The sequence below is a fragment of the Paraburkholderia sp. C35 genome (genome assembly GCF_003121405.1).
Classification (GTDB): domain Bacteria; phylum Pseudomonadota; class Gammaproteobacteria; order Burkholderiales; family Burkholderiaceae; genus Paraburkholderia.
Map to the genome: position 1 here is coordinate 1 of NZ_QBUY01000090.1, position 20612 is coordinate 20612.

At 56.7% G+C, this 20612-nt stretch carries 18 protein-coding genes; 12 read left to right on the top strand and 6 right to left on the bottom strand.

Annotation, left to right across the window (positions count from 1 at the left end; all coding sequences use genetic code 11):
- Positions 1–189 precede the first annotated feature (189 nt).
- The 3 genes from DK391_RS33725 (at position 190) to DK391_RS33735 (ending at position 3136) form a co-directional block, all read left to right on the top strand.
- Positions 190–762 carry a hypothetical protein gene (locus DK391_RS33725; protein WP_109482341.1) on the top strand — a complete coding sequence of 191 codons (573 nt, stop codon included), beginning with the start codon at positions 190–192 and terminating at the stop codon, positions 760–762.
- Positions 763–1175: 413 nt separating this feature from the next.
- Entirely contained in the window at positions 1176–2504 is a 1329-nt protein-coding gene (locus DK391_RS33730) for a hypothetical protein (protein ID WP_109482342.1), read from the top strand.
- 350 nt (positions 2505–2854) lie between these two features.
- Positions 2855–3136 carry a hypothetical protein gene (locus DK391_RS33735; protein WP_109482343.1) on the top strand — a complete coding sequence of 94 codons (282 nt, stop codon included), beginning with the start codon at positions 2855–2857 and terminating at the stop codon, positions 3134–3136.
- 372 nt (positions 3137–3508) lie between these two features.
- Here the strand turns inward: DK391_RS33735 and DK391_RS33740 are convergent, their stop codons facing one another.
- The 5 genes from DK391_RS33740 to DK391_RS33760 form a co-directional block, all read right to left on the bottom strand.
- Positions 3509–3901, bottom strand: a complete 393-nt coding sequence (locus DK391_RS33740) for a hypothetical protein (RefSeq protein ID WP_162600972.1) — start codon at positions 3899–3901, stop codon at positions 3509–3511.
- A 576-nt stretch (positions 3902–4477) separates the two neighbouring features.
- Positions 4478–4846, bottom strand: a complete 369-nt coding sequence (locus DK391_RS33745; protein WP_109482345.1) for a BON domain-containing protein — start codon at positions 4844–4846, stop codon at positions 4478–4480.
- Positions 4847–4951: 105 nt separating this feature from the next.
- Positions 4952–6301, bottom strand: coding sequence for an MFS transporter (locus DK391_RS33750; RefSeq protein ID WP_109482346.1), 1350 nt, complete (start codon positions 6299–6301; stop codon positions 4952–4954).
- A 162-nt stretch (positions 6302–6463) separates the two neighbouring features.
- Positions 6464–7555 (bottom strand): porin, encoded by a 1092-nt coding sequence (locus DK391_RS33755; RefSeq protein WP_109482347.1) that lies wholly within the window; start codon positions 7553–7555, stop codon positions 6464–6466.
- A 459-nt stretch (positions 7556–8014) separates the two neighbouring features.
- On the bottom strand, positions 8015–9724 hold the full coding sequence (locus DK391_RS33760) for an extracellular solute-binding protein (protein WP_109482348.1): 1710 nt from the start codon (positions 9722–9724) through the stop codon (positions 8015–8017).
- A 184-nt stretch (positions 9725–9908) separates the two neighbouring features.
- Between DK391_RS33760 and DK391_RS33765 the strand changes: the two genes are divergently transcribed.
- From DK391_RS33765 to DK391_RS33800, 8 genes are all read left to right on the top strand, one after another.
- On the top strand, positions 9909–10196 hold the full coding sequence (locus DK391_RS33765) for a YciI family protein (RefSeq protein WP_109482349.1): 288 nt from the start codon (positions 9909–9911) through the stop codon (positions 10194–10196).
- Positions 10197–10273: 77 nt separating this feature from the next.
- Entirely contained in the window at positions 10274–11167 is an 894-nt protein-coding gene (locus DK391_RS33770) for an NAD(P)-dependent oxidoreductase (protein ID WP_343225462.1), read from the top strand.
- Positions 11168–11308: 141 nt separating this feature from the next.
- Positions 11309–12490 carry an alpha/beta fold hydrolase gene (locus DK391_RS33775; RefSeq protein ID WP_109482351.1) on the top strand — a complete coding sequence of 394 codons (1182 nt, stop codon included), beginning with the start codon at positions 11309–11311 and terminating at the stop codon, positions 12488–12490.
- A gap of 141 nt (positions 12491–12631) precedes the next feature.
- A complete protein-coding gene (locus DK391_RS33780) occupies positions 12632–12937 on the top strand; it encodes a Dabb family protein (RefSeq protein WP_109482373.1) in 306 nt (101 codons plus the stop codon).
- Between the two features lie 273 nt (positions 12938–13210).
- The gene (locus DK391_RS33785; RefSeq protein ID WP_109482352.1) at positions 13211–14464 is read left to right on the top strand and encodes an MFS transporter; all 1254 of its coding nucleotides are present in this window, start codon (positions 13211–13213) and stop codon (positions 14462–14464) included.
- Positions 14465–14530: 66 nt separating this feature from the next.
- A complete protein-coding gene (locus DK391_RS33790; RefSeq protein ID WP_109482353.1) occupies positions 14531–16207 on the top strand; it encodes a GMC family oxidoreductase N-terminal domain-containing protein in 1677 nt (558 codons plus the stop codon).
- A gap of 62 nt (positions 16208–16269) precedes the next feature.
- Positions 16270–17328, top strand: a complete 1059-nt coding sequence (locus tag DK391_RS33795; protein WP_109482354.1) for a maleylacetate reductase — start codon at positions 16270–16272, stop codon at positions 17326–17328.
- Positions 17329–17370: 42 nt separating this feature from the next.
- The gene (locus tag DK391_RS33800; RefSeq protein WP_109482355.1) at positions 17371–18219 is read left to right on the top strand and encodes a dioxygenase; all 849 of its coding nucleotides are present in this window, start codon (positions 17371–17373) and stop codon (positions 18217–18219) included.
- A gap of 253 nt (positions 18220–18472) precedes the next feature.
- Here DK391_RS33800 and DK391_RS33805 read toward each other — a convergent pair whose 3' ends face one another.
- Complete coding sequence (locus DK391_RS33805; RefSeq protein ID WP_109482356.1) at positions 18473–18733, bottom strand: hypothetical protein; 261 nt, start codon at positions 18731–18733, stop codon at positions 18473–18475.
- Positions 18734–18817: 84 nt separating this feature from the next.
- Between DK391_RS33805 and DK391_RS33810 the strand changes: the two genes are divergently transcribed.
- Positions 18818–20263, top strand: a complete 1446-nt coding sequence (locus tag DK391_RS33810) for an IS1182 family transposase (RefSeq protein ID WP_109482357.1) — start codon at positions 18818–18820, stop codon at positions 20261–20263.
- Positions 20264–20612 lie beyond the last annotated feature (349 nt).

Sequence of the window (20612 nt, forward strand, 5' to 3'; positions counted from 1 at the left end):
CTGGACCTACCAAACTCGATCCAGCTGAACCGGGAATGCCCGTTCAGCGCCAAAAATTGAGTTCTCACACAAGCTCGACCCGAAAGGGACGATCGCCATTTGCAGAAGCGGACGTTGGCAGGCGGCGTTAAAGAACGCCTGATGTTCCAATGCCATAATTGAGACAACTCGGACTTTTCGCAACGACATATGGCATTCACTGAACCAGCCACGAACTCGTCCCAATCCAGTTGGTTAGCAGCGGCATTTCCGGAAGCGCTTCGCTCCGACGTAGGTGCCGTCGCGGGTTTGATTCGAAGTGGCAATGTGGCCGGTCATGGAATAACGATCATAGTCGAAGGCGAATCGCTCAATATTCCATATCGGATTTATCACAGTCCAGATGAAGCGCTGTTCACAACGCTGAATGACATTCAATCCACCGTGTATGCGTGCGTGCTAACGAGACACCATGATGGGCATGTGCGCCAACGCCAGATCGAACGAATAATTGCCTCATCTAAACCTTGGGTTGCGCCATTCGTTACGCAACTCTGCGGCGAGTACGTCATTGAGATTCTCGATGCTATCGAAGCGAATCTACCGTCAATGGATCAGTCCACCTACGGTGCGTTCTTCAGAGAGAATTCGTTATTTGTTCGAGTGACACGCAATCGAATGATTAGTTACTGGGATTGTTACTACCGTTGGCTATACAAACGAAAATCCGACTACGTCGGTTTCCGATTGTTCGATCGGTTCCGCGAGTGGAGCGTTGCCTAGACTGAATTGCCACTTGCGATTGTCAACGATTCTCGGCACACGGGCAAATGTCTTCTTCTGGCCGCACTGTGTCTCGCGGACGAGCACGCGACTCGTTCCAGAGCCGTGTTTCATGCAACAGGCATAACCCGACCCACAACGGTCCTTTCAATTTGCCGATAGCGGACGTTCAGCTATGGTAGCTAAAGCCGTTTCAGTTATTTGGCCCGTGTTCTGTCAAATTCTTTGGACACGAATGCGCAATCGCTTCGCGCATTGTTCCATGCTGAATCATGTTATGAAGGAAAATGGCCGTCAAGCGGCTGTCCGAACTGCGCGAGACAGCGTCGTCGCTTTTATAACCGGCTCTGCTGCGGCCTCCGAGCAGTCCCGTTTCACCTTATCGCCGAGTCCGGTGCAACCAAAAAGGCCTGATGAATACCGAACAAAACGATCAAGAGACATTGCCGCCGCCGGCCACACCCGTTGTCGACGATATGCCGCTGAAGTCGCCAAACAATTTCTTTTTGTCGCTCATGCTGTTCCTCTCTGGCGTCGGCCTGGGGGGCACGGCAATTGCCACGGCGGCGGTCATCATGGGCGCGCGAGATGCCGGCATAGCGGCCGTCGGCATGTTCGGGGCTCTGATCTACTTCGGTCAGCCGGTCTGCCTCGGCTCGATAGCCTTGCTGGTGATCTACGCCGCGATCACGAAGCCATGGCGTGCAGGAAGTCGCGCCGGCAAACCGTTCTGGATCCAGACTCCGCTCGCCCTGATAGCGGCACTCATGATCGGCTGGATGCAATACGGCCAGCATCAGATCGACCAGGAGGATGCGCGCGACGAAGCACGCAAGGTGCAGGTCACGGAGGATCAACAGCAAATGGCAATTGCCGTGCTCACGGATGATAGCGATACGTTCACCAAAGCCTTCGACAACTGCGGCGACAGTTGCTATCGCTCGTCATGGGTGTCGCAGGCGGTGCTTGCCAACGCGCCGCATACGCTGGCCGTGCTGCTCAAGGGCGCGACGCCCGCCACCTACGACAACGAAATCGCGAGCATTTCGCAACCGAGCTTCTGCGTGCGCCAGACTTATTATATCTTCACATGGTCACTCGCACGCCTGGTCGGCCTGCGCAACGAGCCCGCGATCACGCAGCAGTTCCAGCCGCTATGGACCAAGGGCAATCGCGACAGCGCATTTTCCGGCGCGGTCATGGGCGGTCATCTCGATCAGATGGATGCGATGGTTAAGCTCGGCGTGAATCCGAAAGACATCACGGGTGAGTTCAATGGCGACAGTCTCTATGCAACTGCTGCCGCAGGTGGCGTGGCGTCGCCGATTGCGTGGCTGGCGAAGGCCGGCGTCGTCGTGCCCACCAAAGATAGCGCCGAATACGTATGGCACAGCCTCGCGGAGTGGGCGAACTACACGCGGCCCGAAATAGCGCAAAAGGCCATTGCCGAATGGATGAAAGAGAGCCGCAACATTCGCTACGCGCCGGGCGCCAAGCTGAGCAACGGCGAGGCATTGTTCGTCGCCGTGCATTACAACAGCCCCATGCTCGTGCAAGCGATGGTCGATCGCGGTTACAAACCCGATTTCGATCCTGAGATGGACGATCGCTATCGGCACAGGATCCAGCAGATGCTCGCTCGCGCACCGACCGACCAGAGTGAGCAAAACGAGCGACATCAGATGTGCGACGGCGGCGAACGGGAATGGACGTCGCCGGATGTGCCACGCGGTAGCAATTGAAAGGGTTCTAGCCCCCTCTCCGCAGCCAATGCGGCCAACAACCTACGCATGTACCATTTGAGTTCCGAGACGGCGAACCTCGCCTGTCAAGGTGGGATCGCTGGTTGCTCACCCTCGCAGTCGCGCCGCAGTCGGCCACCGAGAAAAGGTGGTCCGGAAAAGAAAAAACCCGCCAAGTTGGGCGAACGTCCGTTCGTGGCCGCACTTGCCCCACGGCAGGCGGCGGCGATCGCGCCGGGCATTCATTTCATGCAAAAGGCATGATGCGACCCTGAACGGACTTTCAGGTCGCCCGAAAGCAGACATCCCGTGTGATATTGTCGGTCCTCCATAGTTCGAACAGACACAACATGGCTAAATCTGATCTCATCAGGGCGGCGATTACGTTTCAGAAATGGGAAAAGCCATGGTCGTTCGATTCGGTTGTATTGAACCAACTCTCTGATAATTCCGAGGACCGTGCAGTTTTCATGAAGATCTGGGCCGAGGCATGTCGCTCTGAAAACTGGCAGCAAGCTGATATTTCGATGTGTTGCGATGCTTGCGATAGCCGGCTCAAGCATGAGTTTTCATGGCTGCCCGAGGAGGCACGTGCCCAGTTCGTGCGAGCGGGATCGTTCCAGTCGAAATGACACCGGCTGTACTCCAGATCGAGAGAACTGTTGGCAATTCTCGCATCGACCTCGGATGACCGAATCCGCTGCCGATCGGTGCCTAAAGACTCGGCGCGGCGATCACCTCGGGCGCTGCCCCCATGCAAAAGGCATAGCTCGATCCACAGTGGACCTTCGGCATTCTCGTTAGCGGACGGTCGCAGCTCCTCTGTTCGAGCCGGCAAAGTTACAGACCACGCGGAAGTTGCGGCATCGAAGTTTCATGGAGTACATCGACAGGCCAGTTCAGACTGCCCTGCAACGTCTACTGTGCAGTTGTCTAAGACGCTCGCGTCGCGAGAAAATCCTCGATATCGCCTCACAAAATCGTGAGCTATTCCAGCACACCGTTCAAGGCATGAGCACGCACTTCGTTTTCCCAGGCTGAAGCAGAATTCTCGTCGCGATAGTACCGCTGCAGTATTTCACCTGGTCCAGCTTCGACATATCGAGCAGGAAGCCACGCGCCGTCTTTGTGACTGTCACAACATCACCGTCCAGCAGCGGGTATGTAGTCATAATACCGGAGACAATGGGTGTACCCTTGACAAGGCTGGAATCTATGGTGCAATTGGTCGCGAGACCCTGCGTGGGAACGCTAGACAGATACGAAAAGCTGACGATGACACCATTGGACTGCTTCACCTCAAGATCGTGTGACACCTCTTTCTGGTCAACCGAGCATTCGAGACTTTTCGGGTCTTTGACTGCCGCTTGCGCATTGCCAGCAAGCACAATTGCCACACAAAGCGCAGTTCCGGTTCTCTGCACAATCATGTTCCTTTTACATCATTGACGGTATCTGCGATGCTCTTCGCCACCGCTAGCTTTGAAGGGTCACAGGTGAGTCCAGTCCCCAGCGGAGAGACCAGCCATGAAGTAGAAGCATCAGTGCACCTCTCCTGCCATGGCCTTCCACCGCGATTTGAGAAACGTCGGATGCCACCAATGCTTAGGTATTTTGATTCATGAACGGAGGGAGTTTGCTTGCCGGGATTGTCGCCAATCTAGCTTTCAACGTCCAATGTCCCATTATGGCCGCACACGGAAATCCATCGCCTGACGATGGACTGGCCGCCCGGATTGATCGCCGAACTTCCCTAGTCGACCCTGAGCCGACGCTCAAGTCGTCGGTTTCTCTTCGACCGGTATCGAAGGTATAGCGGCCATTTGTCCCGGCGACCTGGTGTGCGAGCGTTGCGAGGAGACCAATGCGCACCGGCTCGGCATTGTCAACCAACAGGGAGGCCAGAGCGCGATGCTCTGGCCGGGTAGTTCAGCGGCTGGCCGCGGTGCGAATCGGACCACCCGCCAGCCGACTCATTGGCCCGGTGCGCGGACCCGAAGGGCATTTCGCACTTCGCGAACGCCGCTGACGCCTTCCGCGGTGGTTGTCGCTAGTTGTATTTGGTCGCCTGCGGGTACTGTGCCGCCCAACAGAACTGAGCCGCTTTTCGCAGAGACCACGATATTGGTCGAATCAAGGTTTTTGACCTTGACCAGTGCTTGCCGAATTTTCTTCGCAAGCAATCGGTTGGCTCTTCGCATCTCCCTTGAGCGCAACGGCGGGCTTGCTGTAGCAGTTGCGCTAGCGATAGTGTCGCTGGCCTGATCTTGCGCCCACGTGCTCACGGCGCTGAAGGCGAGCATGGAACATACTGCGGCCAGTACAAGGTTAGCCTTATTCATTTATTTTCTTCCATTTCTTAGTGTGATGACAACCTGTGCAGCGGACTGTTCACTGGAAAACGGTGATAGTTTCCGGTCAGCTACCTCGGACGCGTGCATAGCGGTTCATATACGCCGAGCTCTTGGGGCAGCAACGGCCTTTGGCCCTCGGGCTGCGAAAAACATGACGACAGCCGAGGCTACATAGAGAGCGACGATGAAATACAGGCTGGCCGAATTGCTTCCCGTCGTGGCGCGCAGCCAGGTTCCGATGGAAGGTGTCATGATGGGAGCAATATCGGCGAGCGAGGGAATCACCGCTAGACCGACCGCGGCCTGTTCCTTCGGCAAATAGTCGCTGACGAAGGCATAGAACAATGGGGTCATCGACGCCGTGCCGATGGTCGCGATAGAGAGCAGGATGATCGATGAGGCTATGCCGCCGTTCATGAACGCGATACCGAGCAAGCCGATCGCGATCAGCGCTACACCGCCTACGAAGTGCCACCGCCGCTCGTTTCGACGGTCCGAACTACGGCTCATGAGCATCATGCCGATCGCGCCCACGATATTAGGAATTGCCGCGAGCAGTCCGATGTAGAAGACGTCTTTCACTCCCCAGCTATGGATCAGCGTCGGTGTCCAGAACACCAGCACATAAACGGCACCGAGGAAGAGGAAGTTAATGAGAGAGAAGACGTAGAGTTTGGGATCACGCAGCAGCGCCCGCAGTGCTGCACGTTTATGCACTGCGTCCCCGCGCGATGCCCCGTCCCTGGCAAGTCGCTCGGCGAGCAGTTTCCTCTCGGCGGGACTGAGCCATGCGGCTTCGGCGGGACTGTTGCTGAGACAAAGATAGCAAAGAAAACCTACAAGCAGGCACGGCGCGCCGTTAATGATAAACATCCACTGCCAGCCGTGAAAACCAAGTACCCCCTGACCGAACTTCATCAGCGCACCGTTGAGCGGCCCGACAAGAATGCCGGAGATGACTGTCGAACTCATAAACACGGCAATGGCCTGACTCCGGCGAGCCGGCGGATACCAGTAAGTGAAATAAAGGACCACGGCGGGGAAGCAGCCTGCTTCGAAGGCGCCAAGCAGGAAGCGAAGCGTGTAGAACTGCCATGGCGCCGTCACCCATGCCATGCTCATCGCGCAGAGCCCCCAAAGAAGCATGATGCGCAGAAGCGTCTTGCGCGTGCCAATTTTCTCCAGAAGCATATTGCTCGGCACTTCGAAAAGAATGTAACCAACAAAGAACATGCCGGCGCCGAGTGCGAAGACCTGGTCGCTGAATCCCAGTTCTCCCTTCATCTGAAGCTGGGCAAATCCGATATTCACCCGGTCAATAAATGCAAGGCAGTAGACAGTGACCAGCAAGGGCAGGATGCGCCAGTTGATCTTCGAGAAGAGCTCCTTTTCCTCCGGGCTCTCAACCAGGACGGCGGTGCGCGAAACAGATATTGCGTTCATAGAGGTATTCCCTTTAATCGTTCTTCTCGATATGCGTGTCAGCACGCGTCACTGCCAGCAGCCAATCCGCGGAGTTCGTCGAATCTACGAAACTGCCCCACCGGGGGAAATCGTGTGACGCAAGCCTTAGCACAAGCACATCGAGCACGAAGTACCGGTCGGTCAAAACGTGTGTCGAATCCCGACGCTGGTTGCATAGGTGTTGCCGGCCTGGTTGGAGTAGTTATTGATGACCGACAATCCAAGATCCTGCGTGCCGTGATTGTTCACGAAGCCAAATTGCGCATAGAGGGTTGTGCGCTTTGACAGGAAATAGCTCGCGCCTAGCGCGGCCATGAGCGAATGATTGTTCGAGTCGTTCTTGTCTTTGGTGTAGTACACGCCGGTACTGAAGTCGAGCTGCGGGAGAGTCTGATAGTCGAGTCCCGCCGCATAGACGTAGTTGTTGTGCGGGTCGAGACCGAGCGCAAGGTTCCCGGCCGACGAAGCGACCTTGTAGTTCGTTGCGGACGCCTTCATGGTGACAGGGCCGATTTTGTATGATGCACCGATGATGCGACCGATAAAGTCGACGGTCGTTGGCAGCGACGTGTTGACGTTCCCGCCATTGTTACCATCGTAGTAACCGGCCATGATCATAAAGGTCCCGTTGTCATACTTCAGGTTCGCCGAGTATTGACGTCCTGCCTGAAAGTCACCGGCGGTGCCTCCGAGCGCGACCATGACGCTGCCTTGCAGCCCCCAGAGTTTCGGGGTGGTGTACGACACAGCATTTGAGTTGGCGAAGCCAGTGCCGTAGACGTTGTCGATATAAGGCATGACAGCGCTGCCGAACTGAACAGCACCGCGGGGATCGGTCTCGTACATCGTCAGGAAGAACGGCGAATACTGCAGGCCGACCAGGGCCGTACCAAAATTGCCTTCGAGTCCCACGTAGGCATTACGGCCAAAGAAATTGCCGTTCGAATCGGCAAAGCCGCCATTGGTCGCGCTGAAGCCACCTTCGAGCCTGAACACCGTTTTGAGACCACCACCCAGGTCCTCGTTACCTGTCAGGCCGAATAGCGATGGTGACAGACCGCTGTCGTTAGCCTGAATAGTCCCTTTCTCTCCCGGCGATTTGATGTAAATCAGACCAGAATCGACGACGCCGTATAGCGTGACGTTGCTCTGCGCGTGAACCATTCCGCCGCTGAGCAGTACGCCCATGCCGACAGCAATTACTTTTGGAATGAGAGTCTCTTCTTTATACATCAAACCGTCTCCTTGGCAGATGGCAATATTTCTGCCCATCTATTTATTTAGATATACGAAGTATTAAAGCGACGCTGATAACGAAGGTTTATGCGTCTCCGAGAGAATCAATTCTATGCCCGGACATGAAGCTAATGTCCGGATCAACCGGGTGTTGCCCAGCCGTCACGGGAAGAGTCAGCGCAACCCTACCCCAACCTTGAACGACTGGTTTGCTCTCACTACATCGCCTGCGTTAGTCGAGGCTAGATTAGCCGCTGTCGAGCGCGACTCCAACGGTCCAAACATCCAGAATGGATATTTGAAGGTCATCCCGTCAATGATTTGTGCAAAAGCGAAGGGTAGTCAGGGAAAGCACCGAGGGGGTGAGATGGCTAAGCGGTGCGAGCCGCTGGTGTTGCCGCTCGCGTGGCCAGGAGGTGGTGCAAAGAGAGCACGATGTCGCTCAATCTACGCGATCTAATGCTGTGGCACCGAGTTCAGAAGATCCTGCACTTTGGTTTGTGCCGCGCACAATGCCTGATCGTGCGAGATTCGCCCGCAAAGCGCGTCATGTATTTCCGAACCCAGAACGTCTTCAATGCGGCTATATACCGGGGTAAGCGGACGCATCGTGTTGCAGATCAGGCCAGTGCGCGCCAACTCATCGACAAAGCTGACGATGGGCGAAATGATTGCCAGTTCCGGATCGGAACTCACGCTGAAGCGCGGCGCGATAGGCAATCCGTTGAGTGCATTGGATTTCATTGCCTCTGATGATGTCATCCACTGAATGGCCTGCCGGGCCGATTCTGCGCGCTCGTGTGAAATATTGCTGGGGATCGCCAGAAAGAATCCCCCGAGTGGTACGCACCGACGTACGCCATGCACGTTGGGATGAGGCAGTAACGCGATCTTCCCCTTCACCCTGGAGTGAAGATCCAGTTCGAGGCGTGCCGCACGCATCGTCCACGCATAGCAAAGCGCCGAGTGTCCCGACATGAATTCGTCGAGGCTGTCTTCCCAGTCAAAGGCCAGTGTGTCAGGTGGAGAGACCGCCAGCAGTTGCGCCATGAAATCGAGTGTCGCGCGGGCCTCCTTGCCGTTGAGGGCGGCATAGTTCCCTTGCTTGCGCGCCGCTGTTGAGCGCCCTCGCGCGGTTGGCTTTTCCTTGACGATCACCGCTCCGCCATGTGCATTCAGAAAAAACATGAAGGCACTTGCTACCGGCATACCCCGTGCGGCATTCCAGACGAGACCATATTGTCCCCGCCTTGGCTTGTGCAGTCGACGCGCCACTGCAAGCAGGTCTTTCGGTGTAGTGGGATAGCGCAGTGCATTGGTCTCAAACATATCCTGACGCGCAAGCAGGGCTTCGACCGTGATGTACATCGGTAACCCGTAGAGGCGATCCGCGTAGGTAACGCACTCAAGAGTCGCAGGGTGAAAGTCGCCCAGATTCGTCGAAGCTCCATGCGTGTCGATATTTAAAGGACGGATCAGCCCTTTTTGGGCGAACTCTGCAAGCCACGGATAGTTCAGCGCGATGATATCGAATTCGGATTCCTTGCGGGTTCCGTTCGCAAGCGCCCTCTCGTACAACTCCTGCAGGTGTGCAAGCTGGAAGTCCTCGCGCCGTCCGGCATTGACTCTAAAGTCGATCCAGAGATTGCGTAGCGCCGCAAAATAGTTGTCGTCATGAAACAGGAACCGCAATCGCTTGCCAGGATTGCCGGGAAAAGCGAGCAGCTCCGATGGGGGAAGTAACCGTTCGAGTGATTGCCGTGGTTCGCCGAAGTAATACTGCTCGGAGCTTTGGCTGTCTTCGCGGTGACCAACCAGAGTCGCGACCAGTGACTTGACGTGCACCGCCAGTCCTTCAAATCCCTGCATAAGCCGGATGGAAGGCAACAAAACCTGTGCCTTGCTACCCGGAGACGCAGGAACGACGTCAATCAGGCCCTCCTCTATCAAGGCATTGATACGCCGGTGAGCCGTCCCGTAGGTGAGGCCGGAAGCTTTGATGAGCAGAGATATCGGGACACCCTGCTCCCTCAGCTTCCCCCGAACCAGGGCGCTGGTCAGTGCCCAGTCGGAGTCGGGCAGCATACCGGCGATCCGTTCGGTGAACGGTGCCCGGGTACTGTCTATGAACTCGATAATCCTCAGAAGCTCTTGCTCGTTCATCATCTGGACGTCAGTGTTTTCCCTGATTTCAGGCGGTTTGTCGCCGGAAGCGTGAATTACGCTTATCGAATATCCATTCTGGATGTCCGGGCCGTTGGTGTCCAGACAGTAACCGTTTAGTCTTCTCCCAACCGTAGAGCAGCCCGTAATTCGCGTGGGCCGCCGCTACTCAACCGAGGAGAGAAAAGTGCATTTCATCGTTCATTGTCTCGACCATGATGGCGCGCTGGTACGCCGGCTGGCCAACTATGAGGCACACAAGGCATACCTTGCAAACGCCAAAGTGAAGTCGGTTATCTCCGGACCACTAATCTCTGACGATGGCGAAACGGCTATCGGCAGCTTCTTTCTGGTCGAAGCAGACACCAGGGAGGAAGTGATCGAATTCAACCGGAATGATCCGTTCAATGCAGCGGAGGTCTGGCAGCAGGTGATGATCCACGCCTTTCTGAAGCGGGTGGATAACCGTGAGTAGCAGCCGCATCGCGCGCTGCGATCCGCTCGCATGTTCGAACACAGCGCGCGGCGCACGAAATAGAGGACTGTCGCAAGATCGCGACTGACGAGGTGATCATGGGAAATACTATAGCTTTTATCGGCCTGGGAAAGATGGGACTTCCGATGGCCAGGCATATCGAAAGGAACGATCACGCCGTCGTGGGATTCGATACTTCCGAGCAGCGCATCGCCGACGCGCGCAAGGCAGGGCTAACGATGACTGCCAAAGCTGAAGAACTTATCGCGTCTAGCGCCATTCTCATTTCATCGTTGCCCAATGACGCGGCTCTCCTGAGCGTCGGTGAGCAGATTAGTCGTTGCGCTGATGCTGGTTCCATCTACATCGATACCAGCACGGTATCGGTTGACGCTTCTTCGACCGTCGCAGAACAGATGAAGCGGGCGGGTATCACCTATCTCCGCTGCACTGTTTCCGGGAATAACCTGATGGCGGAGGCCGGAAAGCTTACCGTCATGGTGTCGGGGGATCACACGGCGTTCGAGAAGTGCAGGCACCTGTTCCAGTGTTGGGGCGAGGCATGTTTCTACCTTGGCGATGCCGAGCAGGCCAAGCTCATGAAGCTGTCGATCAACCTCATGATCAACCTCACGTCGGGCATGCTTGCCGAAGCGCTCTCTCTCGGACAAAAGGGTGGATTGGCGTGGTCCGACATGTGGCCAGTCATCGAAGCGAGCGCAGTCGGCTCACCCATCGTGAAGGCAAAGGCCGGCGCTCTGGCGAAGCGAGACTTTACGGCGACATTCACCGTCGAGCAGATGCGCAAGGATGTGGGCCTCGTTCTGGATGCGGGCAAAACGCTCAACGTCCCGCTGGGATTGACTGCGTTGGCTGCGCAATGGCTATCCAGTGCTTCCGCGAGCGGGTATGCCGACGAAGACTATGCGGCGATTATCAAGGTTGTGGAAACGGCGTCCGGCCTTGGTTGAACTGACCATCAATCAGCTAGATCACGGCACGTGAGTTGATCCTGTAATCGAGAATGCGTCAGTGGCCGAGGATTATCTGCAACCGCACTTTACTCAGGACGCAGTTTGTCCGTTGGTTCAAATATCTGTTTGAGGAAAAAAATGCTTGAGTATTTCAGCGATTATGCATGGAACCTGGGAGTGGGGATGGCCCTCGATATGGGTGCCAACATGGACGAGATCGATCGCGCGTCTCGCCAGCTTCGCGATCATGGACATGCTGGATTTGACCCGGCGAAGGCATTCTTTCATGCGTGGGTGAATGCTGCAGCACAACTCGTCGAGAAGGCTGAACAGGATGAGCAGAACGGAAACGCACTGAGTGCTTCCGAAAAGTACCGGCGCGCGACCATCATGTACATCACGGCGGAGCGCATGCCTCCCCATGACTACGCTCCGCGGAAGGTCGCTTACGATCGCCTGCTTGAGTGCTTCGACAAATACGTTGCGTTGGGAAACGTCAATTGCAAGCGCGTGCTCGTACCGTATGAAGGATCTGTGCTGCCGGCACTGTTCGTTCGTGCGCACGGTGATGGTCCCGCGCCGTGCATGGTTCATTTCAATGGCCTCGACGGGTTGAAGGAATTCCTGTTCCTGTCAGGCTTTCCCGAAGCGCTCGCACGGCGCGGCGTATCGACGCTCGTCGTTGACAATCCCGGCGTTGGCGAGGCATTGAGAAAACACGGTCTTCGCAATTTCGCGGAGGCGGAAAAGCCTGCGGGTGCCTGTATCGATTACCTCGAAACGCGTGAAGATGTTGACCCCGCCAGGATCGGCATGGTTGCGCTCAGTATGGGTGGCCACCACGCGCCGCGTGCAACCGCCTTCGAACCTCGATTCAAGTGCTGCGTCGCGTGGGGTGCGAACTATGCCTTCGGCGAACGCCTCCAGAAACGGGTGGCGGCCGCCAATGCCAATCTCGCAGACCCGACGCTGGCGCCGTCGGTGCCGCACATGCTCGAGCACATCCTCTGGGTGCTGGGTGCGTCGTCGATCGCCGAAGCGCTGCCGATCGCGGATCGCTTCACGCTCAAGGGCGTCCTCGACCGTATCCGTGTGCCTATTCTGATTACCCATGGTGAACTTGACCGTCAGATCTCTGTAAATGATGCGTATCTGACATATGACGATTGCGTCAACAGTCCGCGGCGCGAATTGCGGGTTTTCACGCAGCGCGAAGGGGGTGAGCAGCACTGCAGCATTGGCAACATGAGTCTCGCAACGGACTACATGGCTGACTGGATCGCAGATGTGCTTGGGGGCAATCCGCAGCCGGTAGTTTGACAGCTGCTCGCTCAAGGGACATGGGACTGTCTTCGTGGGCAGCTAGTCCAATGGCAGGACGGATACCGACGAATTGGCCCGATGCGACATGCAAAGGCAGGCAATCTCCTTCCTGAACGCAACAACGGTAAGGGTGAGTCGATGATCAAGCACATCGTGATGTGGAACGTGCGAGGCAATACGCCAAGTGAAAAAGCGCATGCTGTTGACCGAATCAAGGCGGCGTTCGAAGGCCTGACAGGCAAGATTCCAGGCCTTCTGAACCTGGAAGTCGGAGCAGACGTCAGTTGCATCGATTACGCCTGCGATGTCGTGCTCTATTCCGAATTCGATTCAGCAGAATCGCTGGCTCAATATGCCGTTCATGCTGAACATCTGCGCGTCAAAGCCGAACTCGGTGATCTGCGCGTCGCGAGACATCAGGTGGACTATGAGGCACCTCTGTGATGAGCGCGATCCCGGATCGCACGCACAGGGTTTCGCTTCACCTCGAGGGAAGGATCGCTAATGCAACTGCGCCCCGGCGGTTGATAGCCAGCACCGAATGAAGTAAAAGGCCACCGAGCGTTGCTTCGGTGCAAAGAGGCAAATGTCCCTGTAAGCCCGAGACAGTTCGATTTATTGAAGACGATCATATCGTCGTATTGCACCATCCTCCATCTCGATGACAAATCAGGTGGAGGCGCCACACAACAATTCGCAGTCCGTAGGAGACACATCATGTCGACAAATCCATCCATTAAAGAACAGAACCGCTGGCACGTTCTAACCGCCTGTTTTCTTGCTTACGCGTTCGATGCAATGGATTTCATGCTACTGGCCGTGGCGATGCCGGTGATCATCCGTGATTTCCATCTGCCACTGGCGATGGCAGGTCTGATCGGGACTGCAACGCTAATCGGTGTGGGTTTGAGCAGCGTGATGGTTGGCTGGTATGCAGATAACTACGGACGCAAGCGCGCGCTTATCGGAAGTCTGCTAGTTTTCGGCGTCTTTACTGCCGCCATAGCGCTCTCACGTGGCTGGCTTGACATGATGGTGATGCGCTTCCTCGCTGGCCTCGGTCTTGGGGGCGTTTGGGGCGTCGCCGCGGCGTTCATCGGAGAGACGTTCGGTCCACACCAGCGAGGTCGTGCAATGTCACTCGTGAGCAGCGCGTGGCCCGTTGGCTTTGGCATCGCGGCAACACTCGCCCGTGTTATCCTGCCAACGTATGGTTGGCGGGTGCTGTTTCTTTGTGGATTCGGCGCCATCGTAGCTGCAATCTATACGATGTACTTCGTCCGGGAGTCAGCCGTTTGGGTGGCGAGCCGGGAGAAGGCGGGAATCACCGCGCAAAAGATATCAATAGCCGAAATATTCTCAGACGAATTGCGATGGACGACCATCTTCGGAACGCTCGCGGCAACGTTCGCACTGGTTGGCTACTGGGGGGCGAACACGTGGATTCCCACCTATCTCAGCAAGGAACGAGGCCTGAGTGCCGCCAGCATGACCACATTCGTCATTTTGCTTAACGTCGGGATGTTTGTCGGTCTGCAGCTGTTTGGCTGGTTGAGCGACAAAATTGGTCGGGTGCCATCGCTGCTTCTTTCCTTTGTCGGTGCGACCATCATGATGCCGCTCTATTCCCTCACAGGCAGCAACGCTGTGCTGTTGTGGATGGGGCCTGTCATGGCGTTGTTCTTCTCTTTCTCGGGGATCTTCGGTTCCTATTTTGCCGAGATTTATCCGCTGAGGGTCCGCAGTCTCGGTGCGGGATTCTGCTTCAACGTCGGCCGGGGGCTGTCTGCGTTTGCCCCTTTTGTGCTTGGCGCCCTTGCAAGCAGAACCAGTCTTGCGACCAGCATCGCCCTTTGCGGTGCGGGCTTTGCACTGGCGGCCGTGTTCACGATTGCACTGGCCGTCACAAGACGACGCGTTCCTCAGCAACTTGAACTTGCTATCGGATCTGCGTTTCCGGAAAGCAATTAGCGTCCATGACTGATTCTTTTCCACGGTCCGTCGCCGACCGACAAGCTTGCCAAGAATGAGGAAGGTATGGAATTCGATTTTATGATTATCGGCGGCGGCACTGCCGGTACCGTCATGGCATCGCGACTTTCAGAAAATCATAAGTGTCGTGTCATCCTCGTTGAAGCAGGCGACGATATTTCGCCGGGGGCGGTGCCGGCGGATGTTCAGGACGCGTTTCCTGCCTCATCGCTCAATCCGAACTATTTCTGGAAAGACCTGGCGGCGAAGTCTGCAGATGGCGCCCCACCCGCGCCATATCCGCAGGCACGGGTGATGGGAGGCGGTTCGAGCATCAATGGCATGTTCGCACTCCGCGGGGTGCCGTCCGACTATGCGCGATGGGCCGATGCCGGCGCCGGTAATTTTTCGTGGGACACGGTATTGCCGTATTTCCGCAAGGTCGAAAGTGATCGGGATCGGGTGGGCATTTCGGATGGTCCGCATCCCATTTCCCGGACACCGAAGGCACAGTGGCCGGCATTTGTCCGCGCAATGGAGCAGGCGGCGCGACGCGCCGGATTGCCATTCATCGACGATATCAACGAACAACCCGGCGACGGCTTTTTTTCAATGCCGGTTGCGCTCGACGCAGATACCCGCGTGACAAGCGCAGGGAGCTACCTCTCCGCTGAGGTCAGGGCACGACCGAATCTGGAGATCCTGCCGAACACACAGGTTACCCGGCTACGCATGATGGGCGATGCGGTATCGGGTGTAGATGCAGTACGGGACGACGGCACAACGATTCAATTGAACGCGCGACATGTCATTGTCTCCGCGGGGGGCATCTATTCGCCGACCATTTTGCTGCGTTCCGGCATCGGACCCGCAGAAGAACTGACCACGCTCGGGATTCCGGTGTCTGTCGATCTACCGGGCGTCGGCCGGAACCTTCAGAACCACCCCTACATGTTCTTCGCGCTCACGTTACCCCGCGGGAAGCGGATCGAAGCTGATTTACGACGTTTCGCTGTGGCGGGCCTGCGGGCCTCGTCTCGCGTGCAGGGTTGCCCAGCAGGTGACCTGTTTGCATTTGTTATTGGCCGGGTGAGCGGAGAATCGTTCGGTCCCGATTTCGCATTGGTCGGTACTGCACTGTATGCACCGAAGTCTCGCGGCTTTGTCAAACTGAGCAGCGCGGATCCGCGTGTCAACCCGGACATCAACTTCCGCTTTATGTCCGATCCGGCGGATCCTGAACGCATGATCAGGGCAGCACGACTGACCGAGCATCTGCTGCGCGACCCAAGCGTCGCCACACAATATAACGAGGCCTTTCTGTTGCCCGGCGCACTTTCCATGAAGCAGTTCAACCGCCCTGGATTCGCGGGAAAGGCGCTGGCCATGGCAGCGGGACTGGCTGCCGGTTCACCCGGTCCCATCCGGCGGACAATATTCGGTCGTGCGTTCAAAAGTGGAAAGGCCGCTGTTTTTGCCGGTGGAGGCCGACAGATCCTCGACGAAGAGCTGCTGTCGTCGATCTGTCCCATGGGCCACCCCGTGGGCACTTGTTCTATGGGCAATGCGGACGACCCTATGGCTGTCGTCGATAACGAATTTCGCGTGCACGGCGCCAGCAATCTCTTTGTGGTCGATGCTTCCGTGATGCCTGTCATCACGAGCGCAAACACCAATCTCCCCACGTTAATGCTTGCCGAAGTTGCCGCGGAGCGTATCGCAGCGCGGTGGTGCCGTCTTTGAAGGCAGGACACAAGGCATTCAATACGTATCTCCCCCTGTTCATCTGATTCAGGACTGTGTAGATGGCAACCCATTTCAACTTCGACATTAACCCCGCCCGAATATTGTTCGGGGTCGGCCAATTAAACGCCGTCGCGGATGAGGTCCGCCGCCTGGGTAAAAAGCGGGCGCTGATTTTGTCGACACCGTTTCAACGGGTCGATGCAGAGAGGCTCGCCGAGCAACTTGGGCCGCTCGCGGCCGGCGTGTTCGATGAAGCCACGATGCATACGCCGGTGACCGTGACGGTGAAAGCGATGGACGTCTACGATGCTTCAGGTGCCGACTGCGTGGTCGCATATGGCGGCGGTTCGACCATCGGCCTTGGTAAAGCCATCGCATATCGTAACGACGCGCCGCAGATCGTCGTCGCGACGACGTACGCCGGTTCAGAGGTGACACCGATCCTTGGACAGACCGAGAATGGCATCAAGACTACTGTGCGGGATTCAAAGGTCCTGCCGGAGGTCGTCATCTACGATCCCGAATTGACAGTCGGTTTGCCGGTCGCAATGAGCGTGACGAGTGGTCTGAACGCAATGGCGCATGCGGTAGAAGGCGTCTATGCCCGCGACGGAAATCCAGTGTCGTCGTTGATGGCCGTTGAAGGCGTGCGCGCCTTGCGCGATGCCCTGCCCGTTATCGTCAGTCAGCCAACCGATCTGGCAGCCCGAGGCGATGCGCTCTACGGCGCCTGGCTCTGCGGCTCCGTATTGGGCACGGTCGGTATGTCATTGCACCACAAGCTTTGCCATACGCTTGGCGGCCGATTCGATCTGCCTCACGCCGAAACACATGCGATCGTCTTGCCGCACTCGGCAGAGTACAACGCGCAGGCCGCCGCACTAACTTTGGAGCCGCTTGCGAAGCTGTTCGGCGGCTCGATTGGCGCTGGGCTCTACGACTTCGCGCGTTCTCTCAACGCGCCACTTGCTTTGAAGGATCTCGGTCTGCAAGAGACGCGGCTCGATGAGGCCACCGATCTGGCCGTGAAGAATCCCTACTGGAATCCGCGGCCGATCGAACGGGACGCGGTTCGATCATTGCTGCAGCGTGCGTGGGAAGGATCGCGGCCACGATAACGTGATGCCGGATCGATCCATCAATTTCAAGGACTGTCGACCATGTCGAAATTTTTTTCTGAAGTAGCCTCGGTCGAGGCTGTCAATGCCCGCATGGGGAACACCGTAAATCCTCGACTTAAGGAGGTGATGTCCTCGCTAATCTCGCATCTACATGCGTTCATTAAGGACGTTCAACTCACCCAGAGCGAATGGGAATTCGCGATCGACTTTCTGACGCAGACAGGGCAGATATGCAGTGGCGAGCGACAGGAATTTGTTCTGTTGAGTGACACGTTGGGCGCGTCGATGCTCGTTGACGCGATTAACAATCGACGTCCTGCGGGCGCGACCGAAAATACGGTACTGGGTCCGTTTCACGTCAAGGGTGCGCCCGAGCGGGACCTGGGCGCGGGGATCTCATTCGATGGAAAAGGAGAGAGCTGTCTGTTTGAGGGATGCGTGACGGATCTGCGAGGAAACGGTATTGCAGGGGCGAGGATCGATGTATGGTCCGACAATGCTGAAGGGTTCTATGACGTCCAGCAGCCAGATATCCAGCCCAAATGGAATAATCGGGGAGTATTCACCACGGGTGCGGACGGCCGTTACAGCTTTGTTGGCATCAAGCCGGTGTCGTATCCGATTCCGCACGATGGTCCAGTCGGCAAGATGCTGGAAGTGCTTGGAAGACACCCCTATCGGCCCGCACACATGCACTTCATCGTCACAGCACCGGATTTCCAGAGAGTGGTGACGCATACGTTCGTCGGTGACGACAACTACATGACGTCCGATGCGGTGTTTGGTGTAAAGGAGACGCTGGTCGCGCCGTATGAGCGCTTGCAGAACGCTTCCACACTGTGGCGATCTGCGTTCGACTTCGTGCTCACGCCGGCGGACCTGGATTAAGCGGCGAATTTGCGGTTGCGACGTCGGTGCTACCTGATGGACGTCGCAGCTGTATTGCAAAACGCAGTGACTACTTTCGGATGCGTTCCGGTCATCCGAATGACACAGATTCAACTTTGGCGACCGTCGCTTCGTGGCCGCATACGGTCCGACGGTGAGCCCACCACAGATGCTGCCGTTGGCCCGACTGCATCCGACAGAAGTCGACCGAGGCTGTGTGAAAACACGTTACTCTTGTCCATCAAGTAGCTCCCTAGTCATCGGTGCCGCTGGACTTGAAACGAAGGGTGATGGTTGTTTCGCTCATTGAAAGGAACGCGCGCACCTGCTCGGCCGCGTCCGGTGACAGGCCCGGATGCTCTTCCTGCAAGTATTCAATGGTTTGTTCGGGCAGCCAAGGCCCTAGCGAAGCCATGTAGTCTTCGATGTCTTCCTGAATTTCTTGCCACGATACGTATTGCTTTCGCGACAGCAGGATCAGGTTGTCTCGTGTATAGATCACATGCAGGTTCACTACCTTCTCGCCGTAAGTTCTCGAGTCAACATTCTCGCATCAGATGGCCTAGACTGAATTGACTCATTCAGCGTGGGTGACCGGATGAAGCGATTCATAGAAGGCGAAGACCGCAATCAGGTAACGCTGTTGCCCGAATGCCTGGATGACTTCGTTGCCGAGGATAACCCGGTGAGGATCATCGAGGCCTTCGTCGAAGAACTCGAACTGGAACCGATGGGCTTCGATGGTGTCACACCATCAACGACAGGTCGCCCCTCCTACCATCCGGCAGTGCTGCTGAAGATTTACATCTATGGCTACCTCAACCGGATTCAATCGAGTCGTCGTCTGGAGCGGGAATGCCAACGCAATGTCGAGTTGATGTGGCTCACGGGTCGCCTGGCACCGGACTTCAAGACGATAGCCGACTTTCGGCGAGACAATGGAACAGGCATTTGCAACGTCTGTCGCCGGTTTGTTGTTCTGTGCCGTGATCTGAAGCTGTTCTCGCAAGCACTGGTTGCCATTGACGGTAGCAAGTTCAAGGCATCCAACACCCGCGACCGTAACTTCACGAATGGCAAGATCGACAAACGGCAACAACAGATTGAGGAAAGCATCCAGCGCTATCTGAGTGCGTTGGAAACTGCTGACCGCACACAACCGGCAGAGCTGGAAGCCAGGACAACCCGGCTGAAAGAGAAGATCGTGCAATTGCGGGGGCAAATGCGTCGCCTTGAGCAGATTAAGGAAGAACTCAAGACGCAGCCTGATGGTCAGCTCTCGCTGACCGACCCTGATGCGCGCTCTATGGCGACGAGCGGCAGAGGCTCGGGCATGGTGGGCTACAACGTGCAGGTGGCCGTAGACGCCCGGCACCATCTAATCGTCGCCCATGAGGTAACAAACTCCGGCCATGACCGGGCGCAGCTCAGTCCAATGGCCCAAGCTGCCCGCGATGCCATGGGCAAGAAGAGATTGAAGGCTATCGCTGACCGCGGGTATTACAGCGGGCCGCAGATAAAAGCATGCGCGGATGAGGGCATTGCAGCCATTCTGCCGAAGAACCTGACGTCAGGCGCAAAAGCCCATGGCCGCTTCGACAGAGCAGACTTCATCTACATCGCCCGGGATGACGAATACCTGTGTCCGGCTGGACAACGTGCAATCCATCGCTTCGACCGTGAGGAGCATGGCATGCAACTGCGTCGCTACTGGAGCAGTGCCTGTCCTCGTTGCGCGATTAAATCACAATGCACCCCAAGCGATTATCGACGAATCACGCGATGGGAACATGAGTCTGTCCTGGAAGCCGCCCAGCAGAGACTGGACCGAATGCCGGAGGCGATGATGGTACGAAGACGCACCGTTGAACACGTCTTCGGAACGTTCAAGCACTGGATGGGTTACACACACTTCCTGACTCGCAGACTGCACAATGTAAGCACGGAGATGAGCCTGCATGTACTGGCCTACAACCTCAAGCGCGTCATATCGATATTGGGATTCTCGCGAACGATGAGAGCAATGCGGCTGGTGGGTGCTTGATGCACCGAGGTTCCCAACACAGACCGAGACGCCGCCCAGCTAGTAGTGAGGCAACGGTGCCGCCCAGCGCTCCCCACTCGACTGATTGATTGCGAGAGCACAGTGCGGCTCTATACTTACTGCTGCAGATTCGTCGCACGTCAAACCTGCGTTTCGCGTTTCCACACAGCCTCGACCCAAAGCGGTCGCTGATCAATATATCGGGTCAATGACCGCTTCTGCGGCGCTACCAACCTTGGTCCCTGGAACCATCACCTGATCGGTGCCCCACAACTTGCCCGGATGAAACTTGGCGCGACGCTCGTCAATATCGCGCGAGGGGCATGTCGACGATGCCGGCCTCGCGCGA